Origin of the sequence: Bradyrhizobium sp. cir1, from assembly GCF_014198245.1 — a bacterium.
Taxonomy (GTDB): domain Bacteria; phylum Pseudomonadota; class Alphaproteobacteria; order Rhizobiales; family Xanthobacteraceae; genus Bradyrhizobium.
Map to the genome: position 1 here is coordinate 1 of NZ_JACIHE010000017.1, position 17,204 is coordinate 17,204.

At 59.3% G+C, this 17,204-nt stretch carries 13 protein-coding genes and 2 pseudogenes; 10 read left to right on the plus strand and 5 right to left on the minus strand.

Annotation, left to right across the window (positions count from 1 at the left end; all coding sequences use genetic code 11):
- On the plus strand, positions 1 to 399 hold a 399-nt coding region (locus GGD63_RS27980), incomplete at its 5' end, for a PLP-dependent transferase (protein WP_183246649.1).
- Positions 400 to 619: 220 nt separating this feature from the next.
- Positions 620 to 760, plus strand: a complete 141-nt coding sequence (locus tag GGD63_RS27985) for a hypothetical protein (protein ID WP_183246651.1) — start codon at positions 620 to 622, stop codon at positions 758 to 760.
- 685 nt (positions 761 to 1,445) lie between these two features.
- Here GGD63_RS27985 and GGD63_RS27990 read toward each other — a convergent pair.
- Entirely contained in the window at positions 1,446 to 3,296 is a 1,851-nt protein-coding gene (locus GGD63_RS27990) for a trehalose-6-phosphate synthase (protein WP_183246653.1), read from the minus strand.
- Between the two features lie 552 nt (positions 3,297 to 3,848).
- Here GGD63_RS27990 and GGD63_RS40635 point away from each other — a divergent pair.
- Together GGD63_RS40635 and GGD63_RS28000 are read left to right on the plus strand one after the other, a co-directional pair.
- Positions 3,849 to 4,056: pseudogene (locus GGD63_RS40635) on the plus strand (cold-shock protein).
- Between the two features lie 404 nt (positions 4,057 to 4,460).
- Positions 4,461 to 4,631: a hypothetical protein gene (locus GGD63_RS28000; protein WP_183246655.1), complete on the plus strand. Its 171-nt coding sequence runs from the start codon at positions 4,461 to 4,463 to the stop codon at positions 4,629 to 4,631.
- 466 nt (positions 4,632 to 5,097) lie between these two features.
- Here the strand turns inward: GGD63_RS28000 and GGD63_RS40260 are convergent, their stop codons facing one another.
- Genes GGD63_RS40260 through GGD63_RS28010 form a run of 3 tightly spaced genes read right to left on the minus strand, consistent with a single transcriptional unit; the run spans position 5,098 to position 5,862 of the window.
- Positions 5,098 to 5,424, minus strand: a complete 327-nt coding sequence (locus GGD63_RS40260; RefSeq protein ID WP_246785665.1) for a DNA-binding protein — start codon at positions 5,422 to 5,424, stop codon at positions 5,098 to 5,100.
- A 47-nt stretch (positions 5,425 to 5,471) separates the two neighbouring features.
- Positions 5,472 to 5,663, minus strand: a complete 192-nt coding sequence (locus GGD63_RS40265; RefSeq protein ID WP_246785666.1) for a hypothetical protein — start codon at positions 5,661 to 5,663, stop codon at positions 5,472 to 5,474.
- Position 5,664: 1 nt separating this feature from the next.
- Positions 5,665 to 5,862, minus strand: a complete 198-nt coding sequence (locus tag GGD63_RS28010; RefSeq protein ID WP_246785667.1) for a hypothetical protein — start codon at positions 5,860 to 5,862, stop codon at positions 5,665 to 5,667.
- A gap of 279 nt (positions 5,863 to 6,141) precedes the next feature.
- On the opposite strand from GGD63_RS28010, the gene GGD63_RS28015 reads away from it, so the two are divergent.
- On the plus strand, positions 6,142 to 7,590 hold the full coding sequence (locus GGD63_RS28015) for a HipA domain-containing protein (protein ID WP_210316001.1): 1,449 nt from the start codon (positions 6,142 to 6,144) through the stop codon (positions 7,588 to 7,590).
- A 982-nt stretch (positions 7,591 to 8,572) separates the two neighbouring features.
- Positions 8,573 to 10,951: an NEL-type E3 ubiquitin ligase domain-containing protein gene (locus GGD63_RS28020; protein WP_246785668.1), complete on the plus strand. Its 2,379-nt coding sequence runs from the start codon at positions 8,573 to 8,575 to the stop codon at positions 10,949 to 10,951.
- 353 nt (positions 10,952 to 11,304) lie between these two features.
- Here the strand turns inward: GGD63_RS28020 and GGD63_RS28025 are convergent.
- Positions 11,305 to 11,611: pseudogene (locus GGD63_RS28025) on the minus strand (transposase); the annotation flags it as partial.
- A gap of 769 nt (positions 11,612 to 12,380) precedes the next feature.
- Between GGD63_RS28025 and GGD63_RS28030 the strand changes: the two are divergent.
- The 4 genes from GGD63_RS28030 to GGD63_RS28045 are packed head-to-tail and all read left to right on the plus strand — an operon-like array spanning position 12,381 to position 17,198.
- On the plus strand, positions 12,381 to 13,652 hold the full coding sequence (locus tag GGD63_RS28030; RefSeq protein WP_183246658.1) for a DNA repair exonuclease: 1,272 nt from the start codon (positions 12,381 to 12,383) through the stop codon (positions 13,650 to 13,652).
- A 3-nt stretch (positions 13,653 to 13,655) separates the two neighbouring features.
- Positions 13,656 to 15,743, plus strand: a complete 2,088-nt coding sequence (locus GGD63_RS28035; RefSeq protein ID WP_183246660.1) for an AAA family ATPase — start codon at positions 13,656 to 13,658, stop codon at positions 15,741 to 15,743.
- Positions 15,647 to 16,648, plus strand: a complete 1,002-nt coding sequence (locus tag GGD63_RS28040; protein WP_183246661.1) for a hypothetical protein — start codon at positions 15,647 to 15,649, stop codon at positions 16,646 to 16,648. Before GGD63_RS28035 ends, GGD63_RS28040 begins: the two co-directional genes overlap by 97 nt.
- Positions 16,599 to 17,198, plus strand: a complete 600-nt coding sequence (locus GGD63_RS28045) for an ATP-binding protein (protein ID WP_183246663.1) — start codon at positions 16,599 to 16,601, stop codon at positions 17,196 to 17,198. The genes GGD63_RS28040 and GGD63_RS28045 overlap by 50 nt, the downstream gene beginning before the upstream one ends.
- Positions 17,199 to 17,204: the final 6 nt, after the last annotated feature.

The following is a 17,204-nucleotide window of genomic DNA, read 5'->3' on the forward strand; positions in this document are numbered from 1 at the left end:
TGGCATTTGCCATCGTTCCACCTCCACCGATCAGCTCATCCCAGGCTGTATCGCGCGCAAGCCGAGGCGTGGCGAGGTGTGGGCCTCATGCCGGTCACCATCGCGGCAGGATGCAGAAGATCTGGCGTGCTTCCGGGATGCGACAATACGTGGGCGACTGGTTTGCTGCGCAGGCCCCTAAGCCTGAGCGTGGATATCGCGGCCGAGGCCTTTACGAAATATGCAGGCGGTCGCTCCGACCTACTTCTCTATGCGATCATTCTTGATGATGTTGAGCCGCATGCGCGTTTTCGGAGGCGCTACCATTGCCGCTGGATTCAGCGAGTATGGCCGCGTTCCTTGTTCGATCCAGCAAGCGCGAAGTCGTCGGCCCACAACGGATCCGGTGCAGGAGCTTGAAGTCTTTACCGTAACTGGGTGTGTGGGAACTCAATTTAATTAGCTTTGTGGGACAAGCCTGCCTCGCTACAACCCTGACGTAGGCGTCTCAACTGTCGGATTTGGCAGCAGTCAGTTTGAGCTGGCTACGCCCAATTCTTGCCGTAACGCCCTGAGACTGGGCTGCTCGGATGAGCGTGCACAAACGAAGAAAACGAATGATCTCGAGCGGAGTGGGCTAATGAACGTTGCAGAAGATTGCCAGCGAGCGGCCGAGGAGATCGAAAGGGCTTCGGAAATGTCGACATTGATTGGGCCAATTGTCTGGATCTTCGGACTACTGGCCTTGCTGCTGTTCGTAGCGCTGTACCTTCCATGGTAGACGTTTGGAGCTCTGCAAGGGCGGCCTCGGGGGCGTCGAGGCAGATGCTATTGGCGCATTTTAAAAGCTCGCTTGCTGTGCGGTGGGGGCGCCCGTCAGGCCGGCGCTGTCCGCCTTTTCGATGAGCGCCTGGACGCGCGGTTGCCCTTTCGTCACGACCGTGCTCGCGAAGAACCTGTTCACCGACGCTATCACCGAAGCGATCAATAGGGAGGGCTGGACGCCTCGGATACTCGCTAAGCCGGTGCACCGATCATTTATGGCGCGACCCGCCATCCCTCATCGAGCAAAATCCGCAACAGCCGTACGATACAAGCAAGATCAATGGTGAGGATTCTTTCGAGCAACTTGCTGCTGCGGATCACCCGGGCCGGCTCGCGACTAGCGCCCTCACTGCAACCTTTCTTTAACGGTACTTTCGCGGCCTATTGAGGTAAGCTCTTTTCCAGTGCGGACAGCGGCACGCCAACTGCCGCCAGCGCCAATAGTATCAGCGTCGGTCAAACGTTGCAACATAGCGATGTTTGGTGATTCTGGCCGTGGGCGACGCCGCGTTGTCGTGACCCCGCTACTGAAAGGTCCTGTTCATCAGCGGACGTGATCCGCCCGCATGAACCGCCTCAACGCGAAAGTCGCGGATTGCTCTTTTCTTGCTAAGGGCCCGCCACCCGCCGTGTCATGCGCGTCAATCCTGATCGGCGTCGAGACCTTGCTCGCGAGCACCACCGCGTGAAGCTGTCGGCGCCGGCAAATCCCAGAGTCTGTCCTGAGTGTGCGTCAGCGGGACCGCTAAAGCCTCAAAAGCCGACTTCACGCCTGCGTAGGCAGCCTCCTTCAAGGCGACAGCCGCGGGCTCGATCTCATTGTAGGCGGTCAGCGCCGCTGCATAATCACGATAGAGCGGAATTTGTGCCTCGTTGGTCCAGCCGAGACCGAGATGGTGGAACTGATCGGCCGGAACGGTGGTGCGGCGTTTATCCAGCTCGCGGAGGTAGTCCGCCGACCAGTCGTGGATGGTATAGGATTCAATCTTATCCATCATCGACCGCCAGCGCCTGACACGCTCCTCCAGCGGCATGTTGGTCGCTTTCGAAATGGCGTCTGCAATCTCTTCGGGATCGTTTGGGTCAACCAGCAGTGCCTCGTCTTCGCTGAAATCTTCAGCCGCCCCGGCAAACTTCGATAGTACAAGAACACCGGGATCATCTGGATCTTGGGCCGCGACGTACTCTTTCGCCACGAGATTCATGCCATCGCGTAGCGGCGTGACGAGACCTACATTTGCGGCGCGGTAAAGACGGGCGAGTGCGGCCTGGCTGAACGAGTCATTCGTGTAGTGGATCGCGCTCCGCTCGTCCGTGCCGTGCTCAGCATTGACTTGGCTGATCGCATTCTCCACGTCTTCCTTGTATTTCTGATATTCGCCAACGTCCGCACGCGAGGACGGCGCGATCTGCAACAACGAGATGCTGCCAGGGTTCGCAGCTAAAACGTGGTTGAACGCTTCGACCCTTTTATCGATACCCTTCGTGTAGTCGAGCCGGTCGACGCCTATCGCAAACTTGGAGCCCTCGAATTTCTGCAGTAATGAAGAGAGTTTTTCTTCTTCTGCGGGCGAAAGCTCTGCCCCAAGATGCTCTGCGAACTGCCTGGGATCGATGCCGATCGGGAATTTCTGGAGCCGCGTCTGGCCACGGTCCGTTGTCACGATGCCATCCTTGCTCTCCAGCCCGAAATAGACCTGCAGGCAGGCCAGAAAATTGTTGAGATCCCGGTTTGTCTGAAAGCCGAGCAGATCGTACTCCAGCATAAACTTCATAAGTTCGCGATGGTGGGGTACGCGCTTGATCATGTCGGGTGCCGGCCATGGCGTGTGCAGAAAAAAGCCGGTCGGCCGATCGATGCCGAGCCTATGCAGTTCAGCCGCGAGCGGAAGTAAATGATAATCATGGACCCAGAATGCGTCCCGATCCCGTACGTCGAAGGCCGCTCGCGCTATAAACGCGTTGACGTTTCGATAGCTCTCATAATCGCCTTCGGAGCCCGACATCCGCTCGAGCAGGGAGTGCAATCCCGGCCACAGGGTCGAATTCGAAAAACCTCGATAATAGCCGGGATAGTCTGCCTCTGGCAGCTCTAGCCTCGCCACGTCGCCTGCACCGGTCTTCACCAGCGGCAAGGGCCGGTCGGTCCCATCTCCGCGCGTATCCGAGGAACCTACCCAGAGTGCACCGGAACGCTCAACGACCGGTTCGAGGCCCGCCGCAAGCCCGCCGGTCTGGGGCTTATTAGGATCGAAGGGAGCAACTCGGTTCGAGATGACGACCAGCTTCATGTCGGGCTGGTGGTTTACGGTGTTGAGGCGGCCCTCCGGGTCGCTTGAGACAACAGCAGCGGAAGGTCCTGCTCCTTCGTGTTGCCCTTGCTCCAGCGGCACGCCGTCCAGGTGCATGTCGAAGGCAGTCTGTCCTCCACTTTCATCTTGCTCAGTAGCGCCTGACGTTGCGGTGTCGAGCGCGGCATGGATTCGAACCATCTCGTAACTCCGTTTGACGATGTTCGCGCTTGATGCATTCGTGGATCGACCGAGATATCTCGACGATGCCATACTGGCAGGTCCAGCTTTCTGGAAGCTGACCGTTCGCCGGGTTAGATAGCCGCACAGACGCCGGAGGCGCATCCCTGCGAGTGTCTTCGTGCTTGAGAAAACATGTCAGATATCTTCATGCAGGCATGCGCGCATTGATAATCCTGCTCCAGGCTGCGCAATGGAGTCACGACCGCGCTCTTGTTCAACGTCGATGAAAACCTTCCGCCGGCTCTGCATAAGCGCGGCATGTTCGAGGCTCCGCAACTCTTCTGTAAGCCGGTGGCGCGCGACGAGTGAAGCGAATATCAAAACGTCATCTGGGCTGAAGCCTTGAGGCGAAGTGTCGTCGACGTCAGGATTTTTGTCGCTTGCACGATGCGGCCGCAGCTAGACGCGAAAAAAACGAGCACGTGACCAGCACAGCGACGCTGGGCATCTCTTGCCGACCGTCTTGATGGCGGGGAGACTCTTCGCCAGATCACTATGGAGATGCCCGCGGTGGCAATGGGTATTGTGAAGTGGTTCAACCCTACCAAAGGTCATGGGTTCATCGGGCCCGCGGACGGAGGTCCCGACGTCATCGTGCACATCAGTGCCGTCGAAAGAGCCGCCTACACCACCGTCGAAGAGGGGGCCGCGGGTAAGTTATCAGCTCAAGGCCTGGCGTTCGGGTAAGACGTCAGCTGAGGATCTCCGGGTTGGCTGATCTGACTTGCCTCCGGAAAGTGCTCTCTGCAAAGCTTGCTCTCGCACCTGTCCGGCGATGCCTCGTCACGGCGCGCCGGGCGTTCGGTCTTTCGACCATCTCTTCTTGGCATGGGGGGCTCGCAAACGGCTTGAGAGCCTCGATCTTCTGAAGCCGTTGACCAATCGCTGCAGCCAGAGTTACGGCTCTACCAGCCAGGTCGCAGTGCCGCTGTGGCACCATATTTCGGCCAGCTGGCCACGTCGAGCCGTACGCTCGTGAACAGCCGGGAAGTGCGCGTCGCGCACGCCTCGAGCTCATGAAGTGGTTGGCGGAACACGGGCCGATCCCGGCGGGGCTTCCGTCTTGCACCTGCGCGCAGTAGCGGGCGCGCACGAAGGGGAAGAGGGGGAATGGCCGAGTAGGTGAAGAAGAACGCGATCGCGGCGCGGCAAGCTGTAGAACTCAAGATGCTTCAAGGTCGCATGATGGTGACAGCTTCTCGCTGGACCGAGCGTGTAGATGCGGACCCTCAGGAGACCAGCCTTCTCGTCTATGATCATCGCTTCGAGCTCGAAGGCTTCGCCTATGATTAGCGCACAGAGATCTTCGCTGAATTCCTCGCGCAAGCGATGTTCCGGCCCAATCTCGGCGCAACGTACCTTTCCCTCTGCAACGCGGTCGGGTGGCATCAAGGCGATTCCGTGTTCCTTCTTGTCGCGGGCAACTCAGCGCAGACGGAGAGTCTCTGGGTGAGGATCTCACCAGTTCGTTGTCCAGCTTGTTGATGAGGTCCCGAAATGGAGGTCCATGCCTATCCGGCTGAACACAACAGGCTGTTCGAACCCGTCGCGACCGCGGTGCTGCTACCCCAAATGCCGGAGGGTTCTGTGCGCATCGATCGCGGCTGGCGCAGCCGTGCATGCGAAATCGTCAACGACGGGCCGGTCCAGCCAGGGACACCGCTGATTCGGAAAGTTCATGCTGAACCCTCGGTCAACCAAAGCTTGGAGGTGTCGGAAAGCGAAGGTCGTCAAAATCTTTCTCAAACATTAATGGAGATCATTTCGAACGATAGAACAGCACGCGTCCGGCTGGTATCAGCTGGAGTAGCATACCATAGTCGCCGACATTCGCAGTCAGGACGACCAGGCCGAGCTTTTGCCCCTGCAGGAACAGCACGCAATTCTGAAGCGCGCGCAACTTGCCGTCCTTTTCATATCCCTGTAGACGGCAGAGGATCCCTGATAGCAGCGCGGCTCGTCCCAACACGTCTATGTCCGGCGCAAAGATCCGATGCGGCGGCATCGCTTTGATCTGCTTCCCGATCACATCGACGACAGAAGCGGTTCGCGCGTCGGAAGGATTGAGCGCGCCGACCGTGTGCATCAACTCCTGGATCGCGACAGTCGAATGATTGACTTGTCGCTGCGTGATCAGGTCGTCCAGGATCGGAGGGAACGATTTTGCATTTGATCAATATAGACGCAGGTATCGAGCAGTAGCCCCCGTCCGGCGGTCAGGCCGGCGCTGACGAACGGAAGTTCATCGTCGCTGCGCCGTGCCAGCGTGTTTTCCGGATCGAACCTCGCCCAACGTCGTGCCGCGTCAAAGTCGAATTCCGCCACGTTAGAAACCGAGCTTTAGCGCTGGGTCGACCTTGCCCCGAGACTTCTTGAACGCTTCTGCGAAGTTGTCCTCGAGTGCGACCGTCGCCAACGCAAACTCGATCAACTCCGTATCCGTCTCGATGCCCGTCTGGTGCTTGGCCTGCCGGACCAAGGCGGGACTCACCCGGCCACCGATGCGGCTGCCTTTTTCACTCAAAAGGCCAGCTCATTCCGCCGCCAGCATGACCGCTTCAAATCGTGCCTTGCTCGCGACAAGCCCGCTGGTCGCCAGCTCACGCTTAAAGGTCTGTATCAGTACCGAGCCATCCTTGGATGCAGTTCTCCGTTTCGCCCGGAGGGGCGTGGGCTTGCTAGCCGATCTTTTTGCCATAGAACTTTAACCGTTTGTTGAACAAAAAAATGAATTTGTCCAACATAGTCTTTCTGCTGCTTCGACTTCAAGCCGTCTGATTGCCATGCCGGCCTCGAGGACCAAGTGGACGATCATTGGAAGGAGTTGTTGGCCGCAGCTGCGCTGTCGATGCTGCTCGTCGTCAGTGCAGAGTCGAACCCGCGAGCGGACAAGGAGGAAGGCTCCGCGATGTGGTTTCAGCTGGGGCGCTCATGTTTTGACGCGGTTTCGCCGCAGCGAGATCGTCCCCTATATCGCCCATCCGCTGCCGGTTCGCGAGCCGCACAGGCCGACGAAGCGTCAGGCTTCACCTATGCCGAATCCTGGCGCGGGCTGACCGGCGCCTTCCCTGTGTCGCTCACCATGCCGCTCTCGCGGGCGTCGCATGATGCCTCGGCAATTCTGGTATGGGCGGCAAATCTGCTGCCGGAGAACGCAACTCTCGGGACCGTAGGTCATATGCTCGGCAAGTCGCCGGCCGATGTCATCGGTGTTCTTGCCGAGATGGGCCGCGACACCACCGGCGCGCTCTCCGTCGGACAACCTGACACGGGGCTGATTGCCGGCAAATGGCGAGAGATCCCCGACAAGGCCTCGCTCGAGCGCATCCTCAATGAGCTACCCCACAAGCCCTTCCTCGTCGGCGAAGATGGCGTGTCGATGTCGCTTGCCGGTACGCAGACGAGGCTCGCCGTCGCTCTGGATGGCGACACCCTGCACATACCGATCGACGGCGCGCCATCGACCCACATCATCAAGCCCGATGGCGAGCGCTTGCCTGGCCCCGTCCAGAACGAGGCATTCTGCCTAACGCTCGCGCGCATGATCGGAAGCCCGACGCCGAAGGTGACGACCGGGACGGCAGGCGAACGTAGCTACCTGCTGGTTGAGCGCTATCACCGACGTCATGACGGCAAGAGGTGGCGGCGGCTGCATCAGGAGGACTCCTGCCAAGCCCTGGGCCGACCGCCAGCTGCCAAGTACCAGAACAACGATAGAGGCCTAAAAGGACCATCATTGGCCGACATGGTCGGCGTGGTCCAGCGCCACATCACAGCACAGGAGACCGCCCGCTTCCTCGATCTTGCCATCTTCAATCCCATGGTGTGGAACACGGATTCCCACGCTAGAAAATTATTCGCTGATGCTATCGGCGCGCGGTGCCGCCGGCGCCAGGCTAGGACCTCGTCTGTGCGGCGCCATATCCGAAGATCACCCGCAACATGGCGCAGAACATCGGCGGGCAGAAACAGGCTGACCAGCTCGGACGCAACCACTGGGAGCGCTTCGCCATCGACTGCAGCCCTCTCCAGCGCAGACGATCCGGCGTGTCTCCGAGATTGCTCACGCCGTGACGCACCATGCAATGGCGGCCAAGGCCGAGGTCGAAGCCATGCCTGCCGGCGGCGATCCCGTCATGGACACGGTGGTCGAGGCGGTTATTTCGCGCGCACGCGGCTACCTAGAGCGCCTGAAGCAAGCGGAGCCATCGCCGGAAAGGCGCAGCAGCCCATCGCCCTAGGCGAGGAATAGACGCATGACGCGAGAAAGCCGAGCCCGCCTGCCTCACCGCCGGAAAACGTGGCTGCACATCTGCGCTCAAGGCTTCCGGGTGATGTGCCCGACGATCTTCCGCACAAGGTTACGATCATCGCACTCAAGGCGCTGCTCGAAGACGACGACAAGGATTTCAGCCAGTAGCGCCCGATCTTCCGCATCGCTTATGTAGCTCGACGGCCCGCCGGATAGCAGGATGTCTGCTCCCGGCACGATATCCGCGACGTGGCGTGTGAAACCACAAACGGCGGTTAATCGCAAGGCCATGATGCGCGCCGATCGAGTGGCAGAGCGCCCAGGTTACGGCGAGCTTTGTGCTGATGTCGTAGCCTTCTTCGCCATCAAGGAGACGAACTCGGCAAGCCCCCGCGCCTCATGTGGATCGTTGTCTCCAACTCTTGCCTCCAAATCCTTGTCTCCAAACGCTTGGCCCGCTCGCGTTGCGAATCGCGGAGTGGTCATTCGATGCGTACCAGCCCCGGCAGGGTCAATGTGCGAGTCTCTGGATTTCTATCTTCGTCAAAGATGCCGCTTAGGTCATGGCTTTCGCTTCGGAGCAATTGGCCGCTCTCTGACAAAGTCGCGCCGGACCGGAGAAGGTCGCTAGCACGGCGGTGTCGGAAGATATGGAACATACAGCGGCGGACATATGACCTTACGTTCAGTGGACAACAGGGGTACCGACATTGCGATGTGTCCCAGCATGAATTTTCCGGCGCCCACAAGCGCGGACGTTCTTGAGAGGCTCAGAAGTCGGCTTCTCGAAACCCCGAGATGATCCGGGCTCGGCATGTCGAACTGCGATGCGGGCGTTCAAGCGCTAAGCCTCCCACGGAGACCTAACAGGGCAGTTACAATCATTCAGATTCCTCGTCAGCTTCTCGAAAGCTAAGCCTCGTAGCGAGAACGTGTTTATCCAGGTTCGACGTTAGCTTCTCAGATTTGTCAGGAGAATCGGATGGATGCGTTCAACCACCTCCACCCCGTCGAGGCCCCAGATGTCGAGCGGGCGTACGACGACGAGCTGGGACAGCAGCAGGAGTACCAAGCGGGGTTTCAGCAGCACCTGAACGAGTTGCATCCGCACGAGCGCCCGCCCCAGAATTCAAATAACCTCAGCGACCGCGACGTTGTGTCGAACAGAGATGCGGATTTTTTGAGAATGCCGCACGGGGATCGCGTCGGACAAGGCATCTCGGGGTTGCCCTCGGATTCGCCCGCCTTCTCTGGACAAGGCGTCAATCAAGATCTGCTTTTTCCGGGCGCGGATCGGAGTGGCCAGTTGCCAGCCGGCAGTTTCAGTCTGACGGATAGTTGCCACGGCGTGGATGCAGCTGCCGATTGGCCGACGCAAAGTTTCGATCAGGAGGAGCATTGGTGGGCGGAGCCCGGTGATGTGGTGCCTGAGTGGCCAACGACCGCGGCAATTCCTTGGCAGCAAGATCTCGGAGTATCAATCCTCGGCCGACAGCCCCGGCCGGGCGATGGCAGTACGACGGACCTTGAAGACCCCGTCCTCAGGCAATCGCGGCTCGACCACATCTTGGACACCTGGGCCGGCGAGGAGGGGCAGACGCAAGACGAAGACCGCCAAGAGGCCGTAAGACGAATAAGAGCCTGGGCAGAGGCCGGCGACGTCTATGCAGGGCTGGAGCTGCATGATCTGGGCCTGACGACACTGCCTGCCGCCCTTCCGCCCGGGCTCCAGTCGCTCAACGTCAGCGACAACGAGCTGGTGCGCCTGCCTGACACCCTTCCGTCCGGCCTCCGGACGCTTGGCGCCAGCAACAACCGGTTAACCGACCTGCCCGACACTCTCCCGACCGGACTCCAGTCTCTGGTCATCGGCAGCAACCAGCTGACCGGGCTGCCTGAAACGCTTCCGGAGAGCCTTTCGACACTCGCCGTCTGCAGCAATCGGTTGACCAGCCTGCCAGACAACCTGCCGGCCGGGCTCCAGGACCTCGATGTCCGCGGCAACCTGTTGACCCGCCTACCCGACATCTTACCGACCGGACTTCAGTCGCTTGCCCTCGGTAGCAACCGGTTGACCAGTCTACCCGACACTCTCCCGCCCGAACTCAAAGAGCTCGAAGCCGACGGCAACCGGCTGACCAGCCTGCCCGACACTCTCCCGGCCGAGCTCCTGTTGCTCTTCGCCCGCGATAACCGGCTGAACAGCCTGCCCGAGACCCTCCCGACTGAGCTCCAGAGACTCCACGTCAGCGGCAACAGCCTGTCGAGCTTGCCCGAGAACCTCCCGACCGAGCTCCAGATGCTCGAGGCACGCAACAATCGGCTCACCAGCCTGCCAGAGACCCTGCTGACCCGGCTAGGTTCTGGGTGCATGGTTTATGTGGAGGATCATGCGCTGCCCGAGCAGGTGCGGACGAATTTGGCGGCAGCCCTGAATGCGCCGAGCTATGCCGGCCCGCGGGTCTTCTTTTCAATGGGTGGAGGAACGATGGTGGACCAGGAACGGCCGCTGGCCAATGCGGTCGCGGACTGGTTGAAGGGCGAGCCGGAGGCGATCGCCGTCTGGCAGAACTTCGCCCACGAGGAGGGTGCCCCGGAATACGCGCTCTTCCTCGACAAGCTGCAGAAGACTGTGAATTATGACAATCCCGAATTCCGAGAGGCGGTGGCCGAGGATCTACGGCAGGCGGCGATCAGGCCGGAATTGCGGCGGCAGTTTTTTGAGCTGGCCTACGGGGCGAGCGAGACCTGCCAGGATCGCGTCACCTTGACCTGGAACGGCATGCAGACCGCACGTCTGAACGCTGATGTCGAGGACGGAGCCTATGACGATCGGCTCGGCGAACTCATCCAGCAGGCGCGGGTCCTGTTCCGCCTGAACGCGCTCGAGCCGATCGCCCGTCAGAAGGTCGACTCGCTCGGGTTCGTCGACGAGGTCGAGGTCTATCTCGCCTATCAGGTCAAGCTACGTGAGCGGCTGGACCTGCAGCTCATCGCTCCGGATATGCGATTCTTTGATGTCGCCCACGTCACTGAAGACGACCTCACCGCAGCCGAGATCCAGGTGCGCAACGAGGAGGCGACGGGGTTCGCCCACTATCTGGCAACTCGCTGGCAACCCTGGGAGATGGTGGTGAGTCGGATTGCGCCACAAGCTCATGCACAGATGGAGGGCCGGCTCAGGGAGGCGATGGACGAGGAGTTTCCGAGCCGCCTTGAGCAACGGCTCGCCGACCATCAGCTAACCGGAGATAGCGATGCCGAGTTGCAATTCGGAGCCCAGATTAGCGAGGAGATCGCCCGCGAGATCAAGGGTCCTCTGATGCGCCAGGTGCTTGGGGACCGCGGGCTTGAGCTGTGAAATGGCCATCCTTGCGAGGAGCGTCAACGTCATGTTGTTTTCGGATGCCGGCGCGCTGAATGGGTCGTTTGTTGAAAACGCTCGGCCGGCGGATCTACGCGCATGGGCGCTCGATCTCCCCGAAAGATGGCCGCAGGGGCGCGCGGCAGCGACAAAGATGCAATTCATCAGCTTCGCAGCTGACCGACACTATTGCTTGTTGCGCAATTGCTGCTTGGCATCAGGGCATCCATCCGGGGGTGAAGCGGACTGATTGACTGGCACATCGCCTATCCTAGGAGTCCGATGCCTCGCAACCGGAACGATGAACGATGCGCCGCTCGGTACGATTCCAACTCTAGAGCATCCGCCGATCATGTTGCAGCGTATCCTGCGGCGATGAAGTAGTTGCGGCATTCGGTTCCTGTGATGCGACCAATCGCGCTCCAGAGGCCGTGAACGGTTCGTTTTGCGGCCTCTACGCAAGAGTGGCTTGAGCTTGGCGAAGGCGTTCTCGATGGGATTGAAGCCGGGGCTGTAGGGAGGCAGGTACAGCAGGCGTGCACCCGCAGCCTCGATCATCTGGCGCACCCTTGGTCCCTTATGGCTGGAGAGGTTGTCCATGACGACGATGGCGTCTTGCGTAAGGTCGGCGATGAGAACCTTCGCGACATAGACTTGGCGTATCTGCAGTACCGCATGGGTACATCGATGCGGTTGATTTCTTCGATGAACTCCAGCGCGAAATGAGAAAATTCGCTTGATATCTGCGGTGCCCGGCAGAAATTGGCGAATTTTCCTCTTCACGACGAGGTAAGTTTTCAATTGTGGACGGTGTCCGGTCGAAGGGCCCGGGTCCGGATGAAGGCTCAAGCCGATTGAGCTCACGCCGCAGCAGCTTTTTTCTATCGATGCCGAGCAGCTAGGCTGCTTCGGGTGCTGCACACCAGGGTTTCTGACTCCGGAGTTGCAGAAGATGAAGGCGTGGGATCGTCGCGAAGGTTTTAAGTCTCTCCCAGGAGCGACAACTGGAAGTGATCGGGCATCTCGGCATTTCGGCTCGCTTCGATCGGGGTCCGTGAGAGTGACCAAAGTTGGTCCTCTCCAAAGCGTCAGCGCGGCACGGTGTGTGTTCCCAGCCGATCGCCGCATTTGCCAGAATTTCGACGCAAGGTCGCGAGGAAAGCGGCTCGCAGGACTGAGGAGCTGGCTCAGATTCGACCTTGTACGAACCTTACCCAAAGTCACACGGTCCGCAACATGGATGACGCGATACTCATGTTAAACGTGCCGCCGAATCTTCGCGTCGCCCTCAAATTCGGCGGCCCCCTCGACCCCTCATCGACAATCCCTTTCAGCGTTTGCCGATACTTGGTGACAACACTCCGCCCAAGATTGCGATAAGAGGATTTTACTAGTTTGTTCTGATTGGAATTAAGCGAGTCCTGTTGTGAGCACTTTCCAATTTATCCATACCGGCGACATACATCTGGACAGCCCCCTGAGAGGCCTGAGCGGACAGGAGGGGCCAGCGGCCGAGCGTATTCGAACGGCGACCCGAACTGCCTTTGAGGACCTCATTACTCAGGCAATCGATAGACAGGCGGCTTTCGTGGTCATCGCCGGAGACCTCTACGACGGCGATTGGCGCGATTTTCACACCGGCCTGTTTTTCGTTCGGCAGATGGGTCGTTTGCGGGGGGCGAAAATCCCCGCCTTCGTGTTGCACGGCAATCATGACGCCGAAAGCCAAATCACGAAGCGGCTGACGCTTCCCGACAATGTTGAGGTGTTTAGCTATCGAAAGCCTCAAACTTTCAAGCTCGATGATTGCCGCGTCGCCCTTCACGGTCAAAGCTTCCGCCTGCAGGCGACGACGGAAAATCTGGCGGCAGCCTATCCCGCGCCGATCAAAGGCTATTTCAACATCGGCGTGCTGCATACTGCACTCGGCGGAATGGGCGGTTCTCACGAGAACTACGCCCCTTGCACGCTCGAAGAGTTGGTCAACAAGGGGTACGACTATTGGGCGCTCGCGCACGTGCATCAGGGCGGCGTACTGCATCGAAATCCGCACGTGGTGTTCTGCGGCAATCTACAGGGGCGCCATATCCGCGAAGCCGGCCCGAAATCGGCGCAGCTCGTTACGGTCCAAGACGGAGCGATCGAAGGCGCTGAGCTGCTCCAAACGGATGTCGTGCGGTGGATGCATGTCGATGTACCGGTCAGTGGTAGCGCGCGGTTCGGGGATGTTGTAGATCAAATCAAACGCTCGATCGACGAGGCGGCCAAGAACGCAGAAGGCCGACTGCTGGCTTGTCGCATCAAACTAACTGGCCCGACGGCTCTTCACGCCGAATTGATGGCGTCTGCGCCACAATTGTTGGCTGAAGCGAGGGCCGCAGCACTGGCTCTTGGCGAAGAGGTTGCATGGATCGAACGTGTGATCAATGCGACCGTGCCTGCGACGGCAGTTTCTAACCAGTCAGAGGGCAGCGCGATCAACGATCTCAAAGTCCTACTAGCTCAGGCTGCGGGGGATTCCGATCTCCAGGCAGAAATCGCGAACGATCTGGGCGACCTTGTCCGCAGGCTTCCTCACGACGCGGTACTTGATATTGACGATTTTCTTCTCGAAGCGGTGATCGCGAAACAATACTCGGTTGTGATTGAGCAGGCTGGCGAATATCTGAGCGCACGTCTGACTGCGGAAAGGCGTTGATCCGTGCGTATTCGTTCTCTTGACCTGATCCGTTACGGACATTTCACCGGCACGACGCTTCATTTTCCGTCAGGCGAACCTGACTTTCATGTCGTGTACGGCGAGAATGAGGCTGGAAAGTCGACGACGATGTCGGCGATTGAAGATCTACTCTTCGGTATTCCCGGGCAATCATCCCGTAATTTCCTGCATGAGAATGCGGCGCTGCGCATCGGCGCCGCCCTAGAACGCGACGGCGCGCTGCTTTCGGTCCGGCGTCGCAAGGGCAACAAGGACACGCTTCTCGGTCCGGACGATCTGCCGCTTGCGGCTGGCGATGGCATGCTTGCTCCTTTGCTCGGCGGGATGGACCGCGCGTTTTTCTGCCGGATGTTCTGTCTTGACCATGAGCGCCTGCGGGCTGGCGGGCGGGATATCACCCAGGCCAAGGATGATATCGGCGCGGCATTGTTCGCCGCCGGGGCCGGCGTGTCAGGTCTCCGCGATCGGCTGGGTGCGATGCAGGCAGAGGCGGATGGGCTCTGGGCCAGCCGCAAGGCGGGACACCGAAAATACTACCAAGCGGAAGACCGCCTTAAAGAGGCTGATGCGGCGTTGCGTCAACACACGGTGAGCGTAAACAAATGGCAGGAATTGAAATCCGCATTTGATGAGGCGCGCGGCCTTTGCAATCAGATCGAGAAGGAAATCGAAGAGCACGTTTCCGAACTTGCGAAGATTTCTCGAGTCCGGCGCGTATATCGCGGTGTGCGTCGGCTTCAAGAGATTGAAACCGAGATAGTGGACCTCGGCGCGGTGGTCGAATTACCTCCCGACGCGGCTAGCCAATTTGAGGAGGCCTCGGGCGATAACGCTGCTGCAGAAGTGCGTATAAGCGCATTCCGCGAACAGATCGCAACAATCGGCACGGAAATTTCCGGACTTGTGGTTGACGATGGCGTTCTGCTCCACCAAACCGAGATTGAACGACTTTCGAAGCGCAGCATACAACTCTCTTCGGGCCGGGCGGACTTACCGAAGCGGCGGGTCGAACTCGCCGCAGCGGAAGAAGTCCTGAAGCGCGCGGCGATTGAACTGGGGTGGACAGGGTCCGTCGCCGACCTGGTCGAGAGAATTCCGCCGCGGGCCAAGGTTGCAGCAGTCCGCGGACTGTTGACATCGCGTGGCAGCCGATTTGCCGCCGTTGATAGCGCTGAAGCGGCGCTAGAGGATGCCAGCGAAAAACTCGCCGATATCCAGGCACGGATTGAAGCGCTCGGAGCGCAGAAAGACCTTTCGGTGCTGGCTGGGGTCGTTGAGTCCATTCGTGCTTTTGGCGATCTCGATGCGCGTCTCCTGAGTATCCATCAAGAGCATCAGGATGCCGATAGATCATGTCAGCGGCAAATGGCTGATATGAATCCGCCTATCGTGAGTGAAACGAGTTTGCAGGCCTTGAAAAGCCCGGCGGAAGACGCGGTAAGGGCGCATCGCGATGCCGCCCGCGAGCTTCAGGCGCGTATTCAGCGCCAGCAAGCTGTGACGCGTGAGCTGACGCGTACAGTCGAAAACAATCGGAAGTCTTATGCTCGTCTTGTGTCGGATGAAAGAATTGTCGGCGTTGAGGAGTTGAAGAAACTGCGCGAACGGCGAGATGCCGGATGGTCTATCATCAGGCGCAGACATGTCGACAAGATCATGGTGCCAGAATCGGAGGAGCTCGCTTTTACAAGCGGCGAGCCGCTGCTCAATGCCTATGTGAAGGCCATCGAAGACGCCGACACCGCGGCGGACCGTCGCTTTCAGAATGCGCAGTCGACGGCTGCGGCCATGGTGCTGGCGCGGCAAATCGCTGACGAGCAAGACGTCCTTGAATCCGCCAAGCAGGAGCTTTTTTCGTTCGCCGAAGAGCAGAAAGCGTTGGCCGAGGCTTGGGCGATCCTGTGGAAACAGGTTACCGATGACCCGCGTTCTCCGGATACGAAATGCTGGATTGGCTCGATGCGAGGGCTGGCGTGCTCGATCAAATCGCAAAGCGTGACGCCGCGCTTCATGCAGGGTCCTCGCTCCAGCAGCAAATTGCAAAGGCCAAGCAACATCTCGCCAGCTTGATGGCGGACACGGCAATCGCAGCCTCGGCAGATATACTGCCGCTGAACGGAATTCTTGGTGCTGCCGAAGCGCGCCTCCGCACGGAGGAGGGCAACACACAAAAGAGGAATGAACTCGCGCTCGAGGAACGGAAGGTCGCAACAGAAGTCGAACGCAGGCGCGTGGCTGTTGAAAACGCTGCGAAAGAGCGTGATGTCTGGAACGCGCAATGGAAGGAGGCCCTGAGGGGTCTCAATCTGTTACCCGAAGCCCCGCTTGAGACCGTTCAAGAGCAAATCGAAGCAATCGATCAGATGCGGGAGACGTCTGCCAAGATCGCGGATTTGAACCACGAGCGCATTGGAAAGATCGAGCGGGACATCACGGCGTTTACGGAGGATGTCGAAAAGCTCGTAAATGCGATCGCGCCACGGTTTTCCGGGCAGAATGCAGATGAAGCAATCCTCCAACTCCATGCGCAATTGAATGCGGCGAGGCAGACTGTCGTCTCCCGCGACGAAAAAGCTGAGGCGATGCGGGGCCTCAAGAAGAAATTGGAAGAATGCGACAAGTCCAGGACGGACGCCGCGGCCGCAATAGATGGCCTCAAAAGGGCCGCAGCCGTCGATTCGATCGACAGATTGCGAGCGGCTATTCTTCAGTCCGATCTACAACGCGCGCTTCGCGATGAGCGATCGCGCTTGCGGACCACGCTTGAGGCTGATGGCGATGGGCTTGCTGTCGAACAACTCGCCGAGGAATGTCGCAGCGCCGATCCCGATCAAACAACGGCTCGGGAGCAAACGCTAAAGGCAATACTCAAAGATGTCAGGGAACGCCAGCTGATCGCAATTCAGAGCCGCAATGATACTGCGTTTGTTCGAAGCCGTCGGCGGCGACGCCGCTGCGGCCAAAGCTGCTGGTGATCGTCAGCTGGCTTTGGCCGAGATGAAGGAGGTGGCGGCGCAGTATGCGCGCGTTCGCTCCGCAACCATCATCCTGAGGTGGGCGATCGAGCGGTTTAGGCGCGAAAAGCAGGCACCATTGCTCAAACGGGCAGGGGAGCTGTTCTCTATTCTGACCGGCGGCTCGTTCCAACGCCTTACGCTCGAATACGACGAAAAAGATCTGCCACATCTGGCGGGCGTGCGTGGGGACGGTGGAGCGGTGCCCGTATCAGGTCTCAGCGAAGGCGCCGCCGATCAGCTCTTTTTCGCGCTGCGCATTGCTGCTGTTGAAGAGTATCTGATGCATGCTGCGCCGGTGCCATTTATCGCCGATGATCTTTTCATCAATTATGACGATGCGCGCGCCTCGGCCGGTTTCAGGGTGTTGCAACTGCTTGCGGAGAAAACGCAGGTGCTTTTCTTCACCCATCACCAGCACCTGCTTGATGTGGCGTCTACTGCGTTTGGCAGGAGTGTTTCGACGGCAACGCTTGAGCCTCGCCCACATCAAATGAAGAATGTTGCTTAGATGGAT

Bases quoted from the DNA above. Each gene is read 5' to 3' on its own strand.
- GGD63_RS27985 (WP_183246651.1), top strand. From the start codon at position 620: ATGAACGTTGCAGAAGATTGCCAGCGAGCGGCCGAGGAGATCGAAAGG.
- GGD63_RS27990 (WP_183246653.1), bottom strand. From the start codon at position 3,296: ATGGTTCGAATCCATGCCGCGCTCGACACCGCAACGTCAGGCGCTACT.
- GGD63_RS40260 (WP_246785665.1), bottom strand. From the start codon at position 5,424: ATGCACACGGTCGGCGCGCTCAATCCTTCCGACGCGCGAACCGCTTCT.
- GGD63_RS28020 (WP_246785668.1), top strand. From the start codon at position 8,573: ATGGATGCGTTCAACCACCTCCACCCCGTCGAGGCCCCAGATGTCGAG.